Raw genomic sequence first — 19,172 nt, 5'->3', positions numbered from 1 at the left:
AATACTAATTATTAATTATTAAATACAAATATAGAACGCAGCTTTTAAGCGAATCCTATTTTTTAAGTGGGTGCAAAAGTATAAAATATTTCTACACGAACCTAATACTATTTTTCGTTTAAAAACAGCGTTCTTTTTTTTACTAGAAAGCTATTAAACTTTGATCTCTACTTCAACACCGCTAGGCAATTCCAATTTCATCAAAGCATCGATAGTTTTTGATGACGAAGAATAAATGTCGATCAATCTCTTGTATGACATAACTTCAAATTGCTCTCTGGCTTTTTTGTTAACGTGTGGAGAACGTAGCACTGTAAAAAGTTTTTTGTGAGTTGGCAACGGGATTGGTCCTGTTACTACAGCTCCAGTGCTTTTTACTGTTTTTACAATTTTCTCGGCAGACTTGTCTACCAACATATAATCGTAAGATTTTAATTTTATTCTGATTTTTTGACTCATTTTCTTAAAGATTAAGCGTTTCCTTTTGCTTTTTTGATAACTGCCTCTGAAATATTAGAAGGCGTTTCTGCGTAGTGTGAAAATTCCATTGTAGATGTAGCTCTACCAGATGACAAGGTTCTCAATGTGGTAACATATCCGAACATTTCTGATAACGGCACATCTGCTTTGATGGTTTTAGCACCTGCTCTATCACCCATGTCATTTACTTGACCTCTACGACGGTTGATATCACCTACGATATCTCCCATGTTTTCTTCAGGTGTAATCACTTCCATTTTCATGATTGGCTCAAGAATAATTGCTCCAGCAGCTTTTGCCACTTCTTTGTACCCCATTCTTGCAGCAAGTTCAAATGAAAGTGCATCAGAATCGACAGGGTGGAAAGATCCATCTAACAAAGTAACTTTCAAACTATCGACTTGGTATCCTGCTAAAGGACCAGTTTTCATAGCTTCACGGAAACCTTTTTCAACGGATGGGATATATTCCTTAGGAACGTTACCTCCTTTTACTGAATTAATAAATTGCAATCCCACTGGAACTTTACCATCTACTTCATCAGCTGGCTCCAATAAAAATACAATATCCCCAAATTTACCACGTCCACCAGATTGTTTCTTGTATGTTTCTCTGTGTTGTGCTGATTTTGTGAAAGCTTCTTTGTATTCTACTTGAGGCTCACCTTGATTTACTTCAACTTTGAATTCACGACGCATTCTATCAACCAAGATATCTAAGTGAAGCTCACCCATACCTGAGATAATAGTTTGTCCTGAAGCTTCGTCAGTTCTAACAGTAAATGTAGGATCTTCTTCAGCTAATTTAGCCAAAGCCATACCCATTTTATCAACGTCAGCTTTAGTTTTAGGTTCAATGGCAATACCAATTACTGGCGCAGGGAATTTCATTGACTCCAAAATAATTGGGTGTTTTTCATCACACAATGTATCTCCTGTTTTGATATCCTTAAATCCAACAGCAGCTCCAATATCTCCAGCCTCAATATATTCGATTGGATTTTGTTTGTTAGCGTGCATTTGGTAGATACGAGAAATTCTTTCTTTGTTTCCTGAACGTGTATTCAAAACATAAGAACCAGCATCCAATCTTCCTGAATAAGCACGGAAGAAAGCCAAACGACCTACGAATGGGTCAGTAGCAATCTTAAATGCCAAAGCAGCGAAAGGCTCTTTTACATCTGGTTTACGTAAAATTTGAGTTTGATCTTCTTCAAGTAGTTCAGCATCATCTGGATGAATTCCTTTGATACCTTCTTTATCTAATGGTGAAGGCAAGTATTTACACACTGCATCCAACATAAATTGAACTCCTTTGTTTTTGAAAGAAGAACCAGCAATCATCGGAATGATAGCCATATCCATAACTGCAGCTCTTAAGGCATTGTTGATTTCTTCTTCTGTGATAGATTCTTCATCTTCCATGAATTTCTCCAACAGATTTTCATCATAATCAGCAACGGCTTCAATTAAAATTGAGCGGTATTCTTTTACTTCTGCAAGCATATCCTCTGGGATAGGCACAATATCATAAGTTGCTCCTAAACCAGCATCATGCCAAACAATAGCTTGATTTTTAACCAAATCAACCACTCCTTTGAAATCATTTTCCTCACCAATTGGCAAAGTAATCGCCACAGCGTTTGATTTCAACATATCTCTAACTTGTTGACAAACCATCAAAAAGTTAGAACCTTGACGGTCCATTTTGTTTACAAATCCAATTCTTGGCACTCTATATTGATCTGCAAGTCTCCAGTTCGTTTCTGATTGTGGCTCTACACCATCAACAGCACTAAACAAGAAAACCAAACCATCAAGTACACGCAAAGAACGGTTTACTTCAACAGTAAAGTCCACGTGACCTGGGGTATCGATAATATTAAAGTGATAAGGTTTAGATTCAGGTAAAATTTTACCTTGATCGGAAGGAAAATTCCATTCACAAGTTGTAGCAGCTGAAGTAATTGTAATACCTCTTTCTTGCTCTTGTGCCATCCAGTCCATCGTTGCAGCACCATCGTGCACTTCACCAATTTTATGTGATTTCCCTGTATAGAATAATATACGCTCTGTTGTTGTTGTTTTACCAGCATCAATGTGAGCAGCAATTCCTATGTTTCTTGTATATTTAAGATCTCTAGCCATTTCTTAAGAATTAAAATCTAAAGTGAGAGAAAGCTTTGTTAGCTTCTGCCATTTTGTGAGTATCCATTCTTTTCTTAACAGCTGCTCCTTCTTCTTTAGCCGCAGCTAAACATTCTGAAGCCAATCTTTGAGCCATAGATTTTTCGTTTCTTCTTCTTGAATAAAGAATTAACCATTTCATAGCCATAGAAATTTTTCTGTCTGGTCTAATTTGCATTGGGATTTGAAATGTAGCTCCACCCACTCTACGACTACGTACTTCTACGTGAGGCATAACGTTTGTCAAAGCATCTTTCCAAATTTCTAATGATGTTTTGTCATCATTTTGCTTTTTAGTTTCGATGATGTCAATTGCATCATAAAACACTTTAAAAGCTGTTGATTTCTTACCGTCCCACATTAAGTTGTTTACAAAACGCGTTACCAATTGGTCGTTAAACCTTGGATCTGGTAAAAGTGGTCTTTTTTTCGCCGCTCTTTTTCTCATTTCTTTTCTTTTTGAGTTTTAAAAATTACTTTTTCGCCTCTTTTGGACGTTTTGCACCATACTTAGATCTACGTTGCGTTCTTCCTGCTACACCTGAGGTATCAAGCGCACCACGAACGATGTGGTATCTAACTCCTGGTAAATCTTTTACTCTTCCGCCTCGCACTAATACTATCGAGTGCTCTTGTAGATTGTGTCCTTCACCTGGGATGTAGGCATTTACTTCATTTCCATTTGTCAAACGTACACGCGCTACTTTACGCATTGCAGAGTTTGGTTTTTTTGGAGTAGTAGTGTAAACACGCGTACAAACACCTCTTCTTTGAGGACAAGAATCTAAAGCAACCGATTTACTCTTCTTAGTGATTTGAGTTCTTCCTGTTCTTACTAATTGTTGAATAGTTGGCATAATTAAATACTAAAAATTACTTGTTTATAAAATTCCCGCTTTTTACGGGGTTGCAAATGTAGTAATAATTTTTTTCTAAACAAACCATAATTCATTAAATTTCCATATTAGTAATTATTTGTGAATTAATGAAATAGCGAATTGCCGATAAAATATCAATTCTACCGCATTTCCCTGCCTATTGAATCAAATCCAAGCTACCATTTAATTTCTCAATTTCTATTTATCCGAACCTATCCTCCTAACTTTAATGCGAAAAAGTCATTGAGACATACACTAAAAGCGCCAAAAAAGATAATTAAGTCTTTAAAAAATGTGCGAAAATCAACATTTCACCTGATATTGATGGTTTATTATCACAAACATTAGATATTTGCGTTACAATTATTAAACACTGATTGTTTTGAAAATTTTATCTTGTACAATCCTATTGTTATGTTTTTGGGCAAACAGCTTTGCGCAAAATTTCCAATTGAAAATAATTGGAAACTCCACAGCCGAAACGAAAGTAATTGATTCCATAAAATACAATTCGGCTCACGCCAATGCACAATCTATTGCCGACGAAACAAACAGCGTATCGGAAAGGCTCTCCAAAATAGGATATATTGAAAATCAAATCCTTGAAAACACAAAGAAAAACGACTCAACATACAGCGCAAAATTCAGTTTGGGACAGCAAATCAAATCGATACATATATATATAGGTAAAAAAATCTTCACAGCATCCCAATCCAAAGCAGATGGAATTGAAACCAAAACGGACAACAATATCATTATCAAAGATTGGATTGGCTTCGACAAAACAAAAGACACTTTAGTCCTTGCCTATACTGAAATAGAATCTTTTTTAAACAATTCTATACAAAAACTAGAACAAAATGGTTACGCCTTTGCCAAGTTAAAACTAATCAACATTCAAAAAAGAAAGAACATATTAATAGCAGAATTACAATTTGATTCTGGTCAAAAAAGGGAATTAGATGAAATTGTGGTGCAATTTGGCGAAAGCAGCAAAACAAATTGGTTTCCAGAAGGACATTTAAAACAAATCAACCGCAAATACCGAAATACAGTTTTGAATCAAGAAACGGTCCGCAAGGTTCAAAATGATTTCGAAAAATTTAGTTTCGTCAATCAGATTAAAAATCCTGAAATCCTATTTACTCAGGATACCACCAAAGTATATGTTTATCTCGAAAAAAGAAAATCCAATACTTTTGATGGGTTTATCGGTTTTGCCAATACTAACAATGGCAAACTAACCTTCAATGGGTACTTAGATTTAGCATTAGAAAACACCATTAAAGCGGGTGAACAATTCTCACTCTACTGGAAAAGTGACGGCAACAACCAAAGAACATTCAAAGCCAGCATCGATCTACCTTATATTTTCAGAACCCCAATCGGCCTGAAAGCCCAAATTAATATCTTCAAACAAGACAGTATCTTTCAGAACACCAAAACGGCCATCGACTTAGGTTACTTTATCGATTATAAAACCAGAATTTATTTAGGATACCAAGCTACAGAATCTAGCGATATACAAAACACCAACAACACAACAATCAGCGATTACACCAATTCTTTTCTTACTGGAAATTTAGACTATACCAAATTAGACAATAACCACAACACTTTCCCGAAAAAAACAACCCTCTCGATTATGATGGGACTCGGAAGCCGAGCCACTTCAGACTTAGACCAAACCGCAGGAACCAGCAAGCAGACCTACATTATCATCAATGCGATGCATAATTTCTACTTAAACCCTAAAAACTGCATAAACATAAATTATCAAAATTATTTTCTAAAAAGCGACACTTATATCATCAACGAATTGTATCGTTTTGGCGGAACAAAATCAATACGTGGGTTTGCCGAAAATAGTTTACAAGCCAATTTTATGACCGCCCTGATCAGCGAATATCGCTATATCATCTCCCCTGATCTGTACCTTCATTCTATTTTAGACTATGGCTATTATGAAGATCGATCTAGCAACTACACAGCCAATCTCCTAGGGTTCGGCGCAGGTGTGGGACTCCGAACAAAAAATGGAGTACTCAAATTGAATTTTTCTAATGGCAGCAACGATGGTCAGAAGATTTTATTCTCAAATACCATTGTCACTTTATGCTACAATATTGAATTCTAAAAAATCTAGCTAAAAGACATTTCTATCTAAAAAGCCGTCTCAAGACATATAATTTGAGGGGGCTTTTTTTATTATGCATAAAAAGTAATTATTTTATCCATAAACATTTTTTATGATAAACGTTAAATTTTGCATTAAAACATAAAAAAGGTTTATATATTTTTGGAATGTTAACAAATTATCAAGATGTTTGCCGAACTAATTCAAAAAAAATTAAAAATGAAACTAAAGTACAAATGGATTTTTACGCTGGTCATAGCGTTTTTTTTACAGTTTTCTTTTGCTCAAGAGAGAACAATCACCGGTGTAGTTTCGGATAACACTGGCCCTGTTCCGGGAGCGAATGTTATTGTAAAAGGGACAAAAAATGGTGTACAAACCGACATCGATGGCAAATATGCGATCAAAGCAAAAGTAGGTGATGTTTTAATTTTTTCCTTCGTAGGAATGGATGACAAAACAGCGAAAGTCAGTACGTCTAATTCCGTAAATATTCGGTTAGACTCGGAGTCAAAATCACTTGACGAAGTAGTTGTTGTAGCCTATGGAACCTCAAAAAAATCTTCTTACACAGGTTCAGCCACAAAAATTAAGGCAGAAGCTTTAGAAGACCGACCACTAACGAATGTTTTATCTGGTATCGAAGGAGCTGTTTCAGGAGTTCAAGTTGTGAGCAACACAGGTCAACCTGGTTCCGCTCCCGCTATTCGAATTAGAGGATTTAGCTCTATTAGCGGTTCTAACACTCCATTATACATTGTTGACGGCGTACCGTTTACGGGAGATATCAACACAATAAATACGGCTGACGTTGAAAGCCTTTCAGTGCTGAAGGATGCAGCCTCCACCTCATTATATGGTTCGAAAGCTGCCAATGGAGTAATTATTATTACCACAAAAAGAGGCAAGACTGAAAAAGATAAGTTTACATTGAATATCACGTCCGGACTTTCTACCCGCTCCATTCCAGAGTACGAAAGAGTTGACGCCTTTCAGTACTATCCATTAATTTGGGAAGCACTACGAAATAGTAGAGCTATGTCAACCCCTGCCGAATTAGCTGCTGCTAATGCCTATGCTTCTGCGCAGGTTCCTGTATTCTTAGTCAACAACCCGTTTAATGTACCCAACGGCACAATAGTAGGTTTAGATGGAAAATTAAATCCAAATGCACAGCTTTTATATGCAAATGACTTGGATTGGGAAAAACAAATAAGCAGAGCGGGAGTACTACGATCTGCTGATTTTTCTTATCAAGGTAGAACTGAAAAAACAGATTATTTCGCTTCATTAAGTCATCTTAATCAAGAAGGAAATATTATCGGATCTTCCTATACCAGGAGCACTGCAAGAGTAAATGTTAACACAAAACTTAATGACTGGTTCAAAACAGGTATTAATTTGACTGGAATTGTAACAGAGTCAAGCAATGCTGTCGATGGAGTTGATAATACCAATAGCTTCAACAATCCTTTTAGAACAATTCGATATATGGGGCCGATATATCCAGTTCTAAAACACGATGCCACTGGGGCCGTAATTTTAGACGGAGCTGGAAACCCAGTATACTCCGATATCCGAGCTGCATCAGCATCAAACGGAAGAAATGTCGTTTATGAAACTATAAACAATATAGATGACAATTCAGGAATGACTCTTGGAGCGAGAACCTATCTTGAATTTAAATTTTTAAAAGATTTTACTTTCAAAACCAACTTAGCAATAGATAGAGATCAAACCAACAATGTAACTTATTGGAATCCAGTTATTGGCGACGGCGCACCTGATGGATATTCTTCTAGAGATAATCTTATTCGAACTGGATTGACTTTCAATCAGATTTTAGAATATACAAAATCTATTAATAACCATAATTTTTCGGCATTATTGGGTCACGAAAGTTTTGATTATGAATTAAATTTTTTAAGTGGAGATAAAAGAAAACAGATAAGCGCTGGCAATACTGAGTTTATAAATTTTGTTACCACTAGTGATTTAACCTCGTACACAAGAAATTATGCTACGGAATCATACTTTTCTCGTTTAGGATACGATTATAAAGAGAAATACATCGTTTCTGGATCATACAGAAGAGATGGATCTTCAAAATTTGCAAAAGATTACCAGTGGGGAGATTTTTGGTCTGTAGGACTTGCTTGGAATGTCGCGAAAGAAAATTTCCTTGCTGACAGTTCGTGGCTTAATGATTTAAAAATCAGAGGATCAATGGGTGAAGTAGGAAATGATTCTCACACTAGTAATGCAGGGCTTAGTTTTTACGTAAGTAGCCCTACGTACACCTTAAACTCATCTAACGGCGGTGAAGGCGGCATACGTGCCAATGGACAAGGTGCACCTGAACTGCAATGGGAAAAAAACACTCAATCAGATATTGCTGTAGAATTTGGATTATTCAACAATAGACTTCGCGGAGTTGTTGAATATTACAAAAGAACCACTGACGGATTAATTTTTGATGTTCCAAACCCCCTTACTGCGGGACTAGATTCTAGAGTAGAAAATGTGGGCTCGATGTTTAATGACGGTATTGAAATTTCACTTGACGCAATGATATTAAAAAGTAAAGATTTTTCTTGGAATTTAAATATTAATGCGTCAACTATTCATAACGAGATAACTTCTTTGCCACAAAAAGAAATTATTACAGGCACTAAAAAATATACTGTGGGCAGCTCAATTTATGACTATTGGTTGAGAGATTGGTACGGTGTAGATCCAGCAGATGGATTTGCGCTCTATACACTTGACCCTAAATTCAAACCTGCTGCTGGAGTAGTTGATACTACAGTTAGAGTTGTTAATGGCACTGATGTTACAACAGATCAAAACAAAGCACTATTTCACTATGTGGATGATTCTTTACCAGATTTGTTTGGTAGTTTTACAAATACATTCAAATACAAAGGTTTTCAATTAGACGTCCTATTTACCTATCAGATCGGCGGTAAAATGTATGACAGTAATTATGCAGCCTTAATGCACACCGGGAATCAATATGGTTCCGCGTTAAGCACAGACATTTTAAATAGATGGCAAAAACCTGGGGACATTACTGATGTACCAAGGTTAGACGTAAACAGAAACGTACAGTCTTCTGCCGCTTCTGACAGATGGTTGTTAAATTCTGACTACTTATCATTTAGACAAGTAAATATGTCTTACAATTTACCAAGTGATTTCGTTTCAAAAATAGGCCTAGAAGCTGCGAGAGTTTTTGTGAATGGTGAAAATTTGGTCCTGTTCACTTCAAAAGTTGGAACCGATCCAACTCAAAATTTTAATGGAACAACCCAAAATAGATTTTCTCCAGCTAGAATTATTACAATGGGTGTTAATTTTAACTTTTAATATTTAATATCATGAAAATTATTAACAAAAAATACATAGTACTGATGATACTTTCGTTGGTATTAGGCGCTTGTTCTGAAGACTTTTTAGACAAAAAACCAACTGAGTTTGTTGGTCAATCAGACGCTACGGCAACTGCAGATAATTTATATACCCTATTGAACGGTATACACAGATCCTTATATATAAGATACGAACAGCAAAGTGAAACGGGTATTGCTGGTGTAATGCAAGCGGTGGATATAGCAGGAGAAGATATAGTATATCCTGTAACCAATGGTTGGTTTTTAGGGTTTTATAATTGGCAAAGTAATACCAATCAAAATGGTCAAGATGTAAGATTTCCTTATAGAACTTTCTACCAAATAAATAGAAATGCTAACACAATTATCAACTCAGTTGACGCAGCAACAGGTTCGCTTGCTACAAAAAAAATTGTTAAAGGACAGGCGCTTGTGTATCGTGCTTTTTGCCATTTTCAACTAGTGCAACTATACGGAAAACGATACGTAAACGGAACAACAAACTCTCAACTGGGCGTACCTATCGTTCTTACTGTAAACACAGAACTAATAAATAGATCAACTGTAGAAGAAGTTTATACTCAAATCAACAAAGATCTTGATGAGGCTATGGTATTGCTAACAGGTTATACCAAACCAAACAATTCACATTTAGATTTAAGAGTTGCCCAAGGTTTAAAAGCGCGTGTTGCATTAGTGCAAGGCAAATGGGCAGTTGCGGCAGATTTTGCTAGCAAAGCTAGAGCTGGTAAAAATCTAATGACTATTGCTGAATATGGATCGGGATTCAACAACTATGCAAACCAAGAATGGATGTGGGGAAGTTTTGTAAACGACTTACAAACTGAATCATTTGCAAATTTTGGAGCTTATATGTCTAGAAATTTTAGTTCTACGGTAATCCGAAGCTGTCCAAAAGCAATAAACAGCAAATTATATAATTTAATCCCTACCACAGACGTGCGCTCAACTATTTTTAGTAGAACAGGACAGCACCCTAATATCACACTTGTATCTACGGCGCAAAGATTCCCCTTTACCAGTCAAAAATTTCTCGCAGTGAGTACTGGTGATAGTAGATGTGATGTTCCCTACATGCGTGCAGCAGAAATGTTTTTAATCGAGGCAGAAGCAAAAGCAAATTTAGGCGCTGCAGATGCCGCCAAAGTTTTGTTTGATTTGGTTAGCAAAAGAGATCCTTCGTACGTCCTATCAACTAAAACCGGAGCTGCATTGCTAAGTGATATTTATATTCAAAGAAGAATTGAACTTTGGGGAGAAGGATTTAGATTTTTTGATTTAAAGAGAACCAACTCACCATTAGATAGAACAGGCGCTCAGCATAACACTACCATCACAGGAGGAGTTATGACAGTACCCGCCGATGATAAAAGATGGCAACTGTTACTGCCCATTTCGGAAATAAATTTGAATCCTGCGATTGAACAAAACCCGATTTAAAAATATACCAATAGGATAATAAAGCCGTCTCAAAAAATAATTTGAGGCGGCTTTTTAATTTAGCACTTGTCACCGCAAAATCCAAAAACAAAAAAATATAGATTCTAAAAATAAAACAAATGCTCCAATAAGAACTACAACTGCTTTTAATGCACAAAAATACTTTTGAAATTGTCCGATACTGATATGATATAAAAATAAATAAATAAAAACATAATTTATAACAATAGTCAAAATTATTGTTAAAACGTTAAAATTGATATGCAAGCATAAAAAAAGGTTAAATATGTTAGGAATGTTAACAAATTATTAAGAAGTTTGTCGCACTAATTCAAAATTTTAAAAAATGAAACTAAAGTTCAATGGAATCCTAGTGCTATTATTAGTACTTGTGGCGCAAATTACCTTTGCGCAAGAAAGAGTTGTTTCAGGTGTTGTTTCTGACAATACAGGAATGCCGTTACCAGGCGTGAGTGTATTAGTTAAAGGAACTAAGTCTGGAGCCCAAACCGATTTTGATGGAAAATACTCTATCAAAGCAACATCAAGTCAAACCTTGATATTTACTTTTGTTGGAATGAAAACCCAACAAGTAGCAGCTACTTCTGCTAAAATAAATATCAAAATGCAGGACGATTCACAAGTTCTTGAAGAAGTTGTGGTTTCGGGCGCTGTAGGTATTAAGAAAAAGAAAGCAGCAGTAACTTCTTCTTATGCCTCAATCAATAACCAAGAATTAACTGCAGCGTACAATCCAGATCCAGTTAGATCTTTACAAGGTAAAGTTTCTGGTTTAACGATAAACGCTACAACAAACGGCGTTAGTGGACAAAACTCTATTAGAGTTCGTTCTATGTTATCTTTTACCGGTAACACTGAGGCTCTTGTTGTTATTGACAACGTAATTTCGACAGCAGATGTACTTGCTACTCTACCAGCTGAAATCATCGAAAGTGTAACTGTATTGAAAGGTGCGCAAGGAGCCGCACTTTATGGTTCTCAAGGTAAACAAGGGGTTGTTTTGGTACAAACTAAAAAAGGTGCTAAAGCAGAACAAATGATTGTTACTTTCACTTCTGGTATCGACACCGAAAACATCAGTTTTATTCCTGAAAGACAAACAAAATACGGCCAAGGTTGGTACGGATCTCGTGATCCTCAAGAAAATGGTGGCTGGGGTGAATTATTAGATGGTGCACCATATACAGTTGGTATTCCAGGTAGCCCACAAGGAGATGTTGAGACTACATACTCTACAAAAGGAAGCGATAATATCAAAGATTTTTATCAACCAGGTACTATTTATCAAAATAACTTAAACATCAATGTTGGGGGTGCTGATTCATTTGTTAATTTTAATTTAGGCAATGTAACTCGCGAATTCGTTGTAGATGGAGATCACTTAAGCAGAAACAATTTCGTTTTAACTGCACAAAAAAAATTAAACAAATTGACTTTGGGTGGTAATATGACTTATACCAATCTAAACACCAAACAAGCGAACGTAAATGCACAATCTTCACGTGCTGACTACACCTTGTTAACCAACCTTTTACAAGCAGCATCAAGTATTCCAATTGGAGAATTTAAAAACAGAGGTCTATACGGATGGAACGGTTATTACCAAAATCCTTTCTGGGTAAAAGACAACAATAGACTTAATGAGACAAAAAATTTCATCAATTTTGGTATTAATGCCGCTTACGAAATCAATAAGCATATTAACTTATCCTACAATGGATCAGTTCAATTAAGAAACAATAATCAAATCGCTTATTCAAATGCAGGACAAGCTCCAGCAACAGCAGATTCCGATTTTTCGACTGGATCAGAATTTTACCAATCTGCCTTTTCAGGAACCTATTACTACGGTGATTTAATGGCCAATTTTAATTACGAATTATCAGAAAATATCGGATTGAAATTTAACATAGGACAAAATATGCAGTACAATGCATCTAAAAGAGTTTCGCAAGGTGGAACCAATTTAGATATCCCTGGATTGTATAACATTGCCAATGTGTTAAAACCAGCTAACCCTTCATCACTTCAAAACGGAACTTTTGACAGCAGGATAACAGCTACTTTTGGAAACGTCGATTTAAATTACAAAGATTATTTATTCTTAAACTTAACGGGTCGATATGAAGGAAATAGTGTGGCTGCAAAAGGCAATCAATACTACTTCTACCCATCAGCAGGTTTATCTTTCGTAGCTACAAAAGCATTTGATGGCCTTAGAGATCAAAAAACTTTAAGTAATCTAAAATTCTATGCCAATTACACTGTAGTCGGATCACTTGACCCTGTAAGTGCTTATGAAATTCTAAATACAGCAAACTACGCTACTGGGTTTCCAATGAATTCTGGTAACTCTTATAACAACCAAACTACGATTACTGATCCAAACATTAAACCTGAAACTTACACTACTTATGAAGGCGGTATTAATTTTGGTTTCTTTAACGATGCTTTAACTCTTGATGTTGCAGGTTATATGACCAAAACAACAGACTTGATTACCCAAGCTTCACTAAGTACAACTACTGGTTTAGTAGGTAAAAAAACCAACTCAGGAGAATTGGAAGGAAAAGGATATGAAATTGATTTAGGTTTCAGAGCCTTCAACACTCCTACTTTCAAATGGAACGGTCATATTGGTTTATCACATGCTGACACTAAAGTAATAGATGCCGGAGAATCTACAAAAGTAGTACTGACCGATGCAGGGAATTCTCAGATTGTAGCGGATATATCTGCAGTAGAAGGAAAATCATTCCCATACATTACAGGTACTGATTGGACTAGAGATGATAATGGCAATGTAATTGTTGACTCGCAAGGACGACCAACTCCATCAGCTACTTTTAAAAATTTAGGTAAAGTACAACCCGATTACGTATTAGGATTAACTAATAATTTTGAATACAAAGGATTTGGTTTATCATTCACTTTAGATTACAGAAGTGGAGGTTATTTTATATCTCAAACCAAATACAACCTTACTTGGAACGGGCATTTAGTGGAATCAGCTGATTTCGATAGAAATGTAGGTTTCCTTTATCCAGGTTCAGTAATAGACAATCCTGCAACTGCAACTGTAGGTGACTATATCCCTAACACAAGTGTACTTACAGGAGGTTTCAACACTTTAACAGGAGCAGCAAACAGAACTCAGGCTTATTTTGGACAAGCTTCAAATTTAGGTTCGTTCAACCTAATTGACGCAACCCAATTTAAAGTAAGAGAGATTTCCCTAAGTTATTCTTTGTCTAAAAAAGCGTTGGATAGAACCGGAATTGAATCATTGAAATTCAGTGTAAATGCAAGAAACCCATTTATTATTCTTGCTGATGGCAACCGAGGATATGCTGATTCAGAGGTTTCAAGTCAGTACAATAATTCAACATCATCTGCGGCTAAAAATCCCGCTGGAACTGTAGCCAATACTTCAAGAAATGGTATTGGATTTATCGGAGATGCACAATATCCATCAACGCGTACTTTTGGTTTTACCATCAACACTACTTTTTAATAATTAAAAATAAATTACATTATGAAAAAAATATTATACAGTAGCATTATGATGTTACTTTTATTTACATCTTGCGAAAAATACCTTGATGTAAATGAAAAACAGACAAATAGACCCGATTTTGATGCGCTTACACCAAATCAAATGCTATCAGGAGCACTTACTAATTACACTAGCTACCAAGTAACAACATTAGCAGCTTATGGAAACAGACTTGCTTATGTATGGGGTTTAAATAGTGGATTTACATCGACTGACCCAGCTTATACCTACAAATACGACAGTAGTAGTTATACAGCTTGTTTTGAAAGTGCTTATTTAATTGGGGATAATTTTCAAGATATTCTTGACAAAAAAGCTAGTTTCCCAACTTATACACTTCATTTTGGAGTTGCAAAAGTGATGAAAGTAATGTGTATGGATTATGTGACCGCTCTTTATGGAGACGCACCATATACAGAAGCATTTAACAATGAAATTATCGCTCCTAAATATGAGGATGACAAAAAAATCATTCCAGCCTTATTCAAAGAATTGGATGAAGCAAGAGCCTTTTTTGCTGCAAGTGGTGCTGCTCCGATGGGAGCTGAAGACTGCGTTTTTGGAGGTGATAAAGCAAAATGGCTTAAATTTGTAAACACAATTGAATTAAAACTACTGTTGCGTTTGTCTAAAACTACAGATGCTACACTAGTAGCTTTAAGAACTGCTCGTTTCACAAAATTAAATGCATCTCAAGATTTCGTAATTCAAGACGTTACAGTAAATCCAGGATACAACAATGGAACGCTCAACTCTAGAAACCCTGTATTTAGAGTAAACGGTCAAAACGAATCTTTTAGTGCTGCTACTTCGGCTAATGCAGCGAATGCCGCTGGCGATTTTGCTGGAAGACTAGTAAATGGCAGTATCAATGATGCAAATATTACCTCTGGAGTAGTTGACCCTAGAAGATCCAGAATGTTCACTCTTATAGGTGGAACGGTTGTTGGTAACGTACAAGGTGTTTTCCCGCTAACAGCAATTTCTAAATACGCGAGCTTTTATACCGGACGAACTGGAGCAAGTGTTGATATCGCAAACAAAAACGGGGGCGAGAGAAATGCATTTTTAATGCTAGCAGCAGAAAGTTATTTTCTACAAGCCGAAGCTATGCAAAGAGGATACTTGACCGGAACTGCTAAAACTGCATTTGAAAATGGTGTAAAAGCTTCTTTCAATTTCTACAGTACTGGATTTGGAACAATCGTGATTGCTACTCCACTTGATCCAGTAGCTTACTTAGCTGCCATCGATGCTAAAAACGGATTAGGATGGACTGGTTCTACTGATAAAATCAGCGCAATCATTACACAAAAATATCTTGCATTGGCACAATGGCACGGAATTGAACTTTACATTGACCATTTGAGAACAGGTTATCCAGTATTGCCATTACCATTTGGCGTAACTGAAACAAAAAGACCTAATAGATTGATATATCCAAGTTCTGAATATTCTTCTAATAGCAGTAACACTCCTGATGTTTCTAATGCTGATTTATTCAGTGTTAATACAAAAACTCCATATTATTTACAATAGATAATGTAAGGTTTTATATGCCACAAGAGGCTGTCTGATTTTAGACAGCCTCTTTTTTTTGCGGTAATGTGGTCAAAAATTATTGATGATTTTCCATTTCCAAAATAGATAAATCCTTTGGCCCCCCTACACATAAAATGATAAAAAGCTAAAAACTAATATGGCAAAGATCACGACAATTCATCTCTAGTAACATCGAAACTGCTAGCTTTGCTTTCTAACACATCTAAAAAAATGATTTCGCAACCTTACTGACCGAATGCCCAATACAGTAACAAAATCATTAAATTAGCAATAGAAATAATGTATAAAACACAATTAGCCAAAAAATTAAAACAAGTTTAGTATAAAGTAAAATATCCGAAACAACACCCGCATTAAATCAAGAACTTATTTCTTGAGTATAGCTAGAGTCTGGCTAAACCATTCAGAAGAAACATAAAAAAACCCGATAATTACTTATTATCGGGTTTTGAAAGAATTATCAAATACGTAAATATATCCTTATTTGATTAGAATTTTTTCTGCATAATCTACTGTTTCACCAGTTATTTTAAAAATATACATTCCTTTTTCCAAACTACTTAAGTTAATTAACCGGTCATCCGATTCAGAAGATTTACTTTCAAAATCACTTAATTTATATACAATTCTTCCATTCAAATCTACGACCTGAATATTATATTTGCCAACAACACCCTCGGTATGTAGATACACTTGCCCCTTTGGAGCTGGATTTGGATATAGACTAATTTTTGATTTATCAAAATTATCGACCGCTAATGGAGCGCAGAAAGCACCAGACGTAGGTAAATTAAAATCTGCTATTTGATCTTTAATATCTGCAACATTGGATTTATCACCACTATTCCCGCCTGAAGAAGCATTAATTCCCAGACCTCTTCTAGCGAAGACTCTCCAAATTAAACAAAAATCTTGACCAAAAGTAGTGGCTTGATCCGCCTGAATAATGGCGTCTCTTGCTTCAATAAAAGATGGATTGCAAGGTTGCAACTTCATCGCATCAATAACTAATTGCATTACTTTATTGTTTCCTCCTGTACCCGTATATATGTTAGAGTTAAACCCATATTTTCCTATATAAGCCCAGGTTAAATCCCAAAGAATTGCAGTCCAAACTTCACCAACATCGTGAGGTTCAACGATCTCAAATTGATAGGTAGCAGAATCTGGATTTGAATCTATAGTTGTTTTGCCATTGGTATCGGCAAAAGTCAAAGGATTTACAGCCATATTGGTAGAATAAGGATAATTTCTTAGTCCACGACCGGTGGTTAATTGGTTAAGAGCGTAAGTACCGACACCTTTAGGAGTCTCACCAACATCGCCTGCTTTTAGTTGCATCATCAAAGCCATCCAATCTGACCATCCCTCCCCCATTTGTTCTGGGGCTGTTAAACAATTTGAATTTAACCTTCCACCTGTTAATCTGTTCGAAATTCCGTGTCCGTACTCGTGCGCAATTATTCCGTTATCAAAATCCCCATCAGCATACAGGTATAAACCGGCTGGAATTTCTAATTTTACATTTACTGGACCGCTTGCCATCTGCTGCAAAAAAGAATCTCCAATTTCTTTGGTTACAAATACTGCGGGAATATTTATGCCAATTATACCTGTAGAACTCATCGACAAACGTGTTGGATTATTAGGAATACTATCCATAACAATTACCGCTTTTGCGCCAGCATCTTGAGCATTTTTTACTTTTAAATTAAAAAAACAACCTCCTCTTTTTATCAATGCTATTTTTCCATTCAATTCAGCTGCATTTAAAGGAATTTGACATCCCGAATTATATCCTGGAGGTGTTGGATTATTTTTATATAATACTAAATCTGAAGTGATTCCGTTAGGAGCACTAGGCACTGGAATACGATCCGTTCCTTCAAAAACATTACTTGTGGCTACTTTTGGACCAGCGATTCCGGATGGAGAATTAACTTTAATATATTCTGTCGGTGGAGCCCCAAGTGTCCATAAAAACATTTGTATTCTCGGACTAGTTCCGTCGACTGGTGTAGAAAAATTAGCGTTATTTAATGTTGCTGATGATTGAGAATAGCCATCTTGTGAATCGGCTAAAACAAAATCAGGGCTGGTACTTCCGCCCCTTCCATAGTTATTTTTTTGAAAATTACCAGCAGCTTCATTAAATCCGTACTGATACCACACATCATGCATTATATTAGTCATATAAAACAGATTGACAGTGGCTGCAGAAGTATAGTCTGTAGGTTGTGCAGTTTGCCCCGAATAGGGAAAATCAAAATTTAACAAAGCACCACCATCAGGACTAAATCCTGTACCGTTATCGCCAGTAGCATCTTCTTGTGCCCACACATTGTTCCCTTTTGTATAGGTATACTTCAGAGATGCTGTCGTTCCTGTTAAGGTATTAGCGTTATGCCAACCATTTGGGGAGGCTGTTGAATTGCTCGGCGAAGATATCAATTGAAAAGGACTATGATTCGGACTTTCATAATTATACGGAATTACTTTATAAGCACCCGCTGCGGCTTGAATAGCAAAGTCATTTGCCTTTGGATTAATGCTTTCTTTAAAATAAAAAGGATAGTTCGACGGATAATTACTCGCAGGTTTTGTTCCAAAATTACAGCTAACAACCAAGTCTTTTTTATCTAATAATTGTCCATTTGTCGCGTCTATGGCAATATTCCATAGATGTTTGCCATCTGGGGAATAAAACTGAAAGGACCAAGCTAAAATTAACTTAGCCTCTTTTATCTGTTGGAACCCTAACTTACCACTAATTAACTCTTCTTGAATTCCATCGTTTAATTTAAAAGTGTTTTCAGTTGGATTTTCCACAATTTTAAAGGACGTAAGCGCTTTTATACCTACATGCGAATACGCTTTAGAAACGGCCTCTAAAACTGAAAGACTAGGCCTACTTGTATTTACTTTTTTGTCAATATCCCTAACAAATTTATTGCCCACGTTAATTACCTTGCCTTCTTTCATCGAGATATTAGATTGAGCATCAAAAATCTCAATCCCATTATATCTTTGAACAATATAATAATTGGTGATTTTGGTGCTTTCAGAAGATGCTTCACTTTCAACAACCCAATCACTAATATCACTAGCAGATAGACCGAGTCTTGTCATTTCTGTACTTAGTCTTAACTGAATCTTTTGCCTATTTGTTGATTGAGAAAATACTAGCGACGAAATTAGCAAAGCGATGTAGAGTAGTTTTATTTTCATTTCTATTTAATTTTATTTGTTAGCAAGATCCTTCATTTAGTTACTTAATTTTGAACATTAGTATAAAACGAACTTCTAGTTTACTGCCAGGATATAGAAAGTTCTTGATTGACAATTTATAGCTTAGATGATATTCGAATAATATCATTTGCATTTTCAGCCCTTGATCGGCTATGCGCATTGCATAAATTGATATTTTTTAGTGATTGATGATCCTATTTAACGGTCAAATCGCTGACACCAAAATAAAGATCAATTCAATTGTCCGAG

General features: G+C 35.9%; 10 protein-coding genes. 5 read left to right on the top strand and 5 right to left on the bottom strand.

Going from position 1 to position 19,172, the window contains the following annotated elements; genetic code table 11:
* Positions 1–153: 153 nt before the first annotated feature.
* From rpsJ to rpsL, 4 genes are read right to left on the bottom strand one after another with little or no spacing between them, the layout of a single operon-like run.
* Positions 154–459 carry a 30S ribosomal protein S10 gene (gene rpsJ, locus E1750_RS14505; RefSeq protein ID WP_040473603.1) on the bottom strand — a complete coding sequence of 102 codons (306 nt, stop codon included), beginning with the start codon at positions 457–459 and terminating at the stop codon, positions 154–156.
* A gap of 11 nt (positions 460–470) precedes the next feature.
* Complete coding sequence (fusA, locus tag E1750_RS14500) at positions 471–2,627, bottom strand: elongation factor G (RefSeq protein ID WP_133277472.1); 2,157 nt, start codon at positions 2,625–2,627, stop codon at positions 471–473.
* 10 nt (positions 2,628–2,637) lie between these two features.
* Positions 2,638–3,114 carry a 30S ribosomal protein S7 gene (rpsG, locus tag E1750_RS14495; RefSeq protein WP_133277471.1) on the bottom strand — a complete coding sequence of 159 codons (477 nt, stop codon included), beginning with the start codon at positions 3,112–3,114 and terminating at the stop codon, positions 2,638–2,640.
* Positions 3,115–3,139: 25 nt separating this feature from the next.
* A complete protein-coding gene (gene rpsL / locus E1750_RS14490; RefSeq protein ID WP_007136570.1) occupies positions 3,140–3,523 on the bottom strand; it encodes a 30S ribosomal protein S12 in 384 nt (127 codons plus the stop codon).
* A 472-nt stretch (positions 3,524–3,995) separates the two neighbouring features.
* On the opposite strand from rpsL, the gene E1750_RS14485 reads away from it, so the two are divergent.
* The 5 genes from E1750_RS14485 to E1750_RS14465 all read left to right on the top strand — a co-directional run bounded on the left by E1750_RS14485 (position 3,996) and on the right by E1750_RS14465 (position 15,650).
* Positions 3,996–5,681: a BamA/TamA family outer membrane protein gene (locus E1750_RS14485; protein ID WP_227873904.1), complete on the top strand. Its 1,686-nt coding sequence runs from the start codon at positions 3,996–3,998 to the stop codon at positions 5,679–5,681.
* Between the two features lie 219 nt (positions 5,682–5,900).
* Complete coding sequence (locus E1750_RS14480) at positions 5,901–9,050, top strand: SusC/RagA family TonB-linked outer membrane protein (protein ID WP_133277469.1); 3,150 nt, start codon at positions 5,901–5,903, stop codon at positions 9,048–9,050.
* 11 nt (positions 9,051–9,061) lie between these two features.
* Positions 9,062–10,534: a RagB/SusD family nutrient uptake outer membrane protein gene (locus tag E1750_RS14475; RefSeq protein WP_133277468.1), complete on the top strand. Its 1,473-nt coding sequence runs from the start codon at positions 9,062–9,064 to the stop codon at positions 10,532–10,534.
* Between the two features lie 346 nt (positions 10,535–10,880).
* Positions 10,881–14,069 carry a SusC/RagA family TonB-linked outer membrane protein gene (locus E1750_RS14470; protein ID WP_133277467.1) on the top strand — a complete coding sequence of 1,063 codons (3,189 nt, stop codon included), beginning with the start codon at positions 10,881–10,883 and terminating at the stop codon, positions 14,067–14,069.
* A 21-nt stretch (positions 14,070–14,090) separates the two neighbouring features.
* Positions 14,091–15,650, top strand: a complete 1,560-nt coding sequence (locus E1750_RS14465) for a SusD/RagB family nutrient-binding outer membrane lipoprotein (RefSeq protein WP_133277466.1) — start codon at positions 14,091–14,093, stop codon at positions 15,648–15,650.
* Positions 15,651–16,154: 504 nt separating this feature from the next.
* On the opposite strand, the gene E1750_RS14460 is transcribed toward E1750_RS14465, so the two are convergent.
* The gene (locus E1750_RS14460; protein WP_133277465.1) at positions 16,155–18,902 is read right to left on the bottom strand and encodes a T9SS-dependent M36 family metallopeptidase; all 2,748 of its coding nucleotides are present in this window, start codon (positions 18,900–18,902) and stop codon (positions 16,155–16,157) included.
* Positions 18,903–19,172 lie beyond the last annotated feature (270 nt).

This window comes from Flavobacterium nackdongense (assembly GCF_004355225.1).
Lineage (GTDB): Bacteria > Bacteroidota > Bacteroidia > Flavobacteriales > Flavobacteriaceae > Flavobacterium > Flavobacterium nackdongense.
Note: the sequence above shows the minus strand (reverse complement) of the source record. Positions and strands in the feature narration are given on the sequence as shown.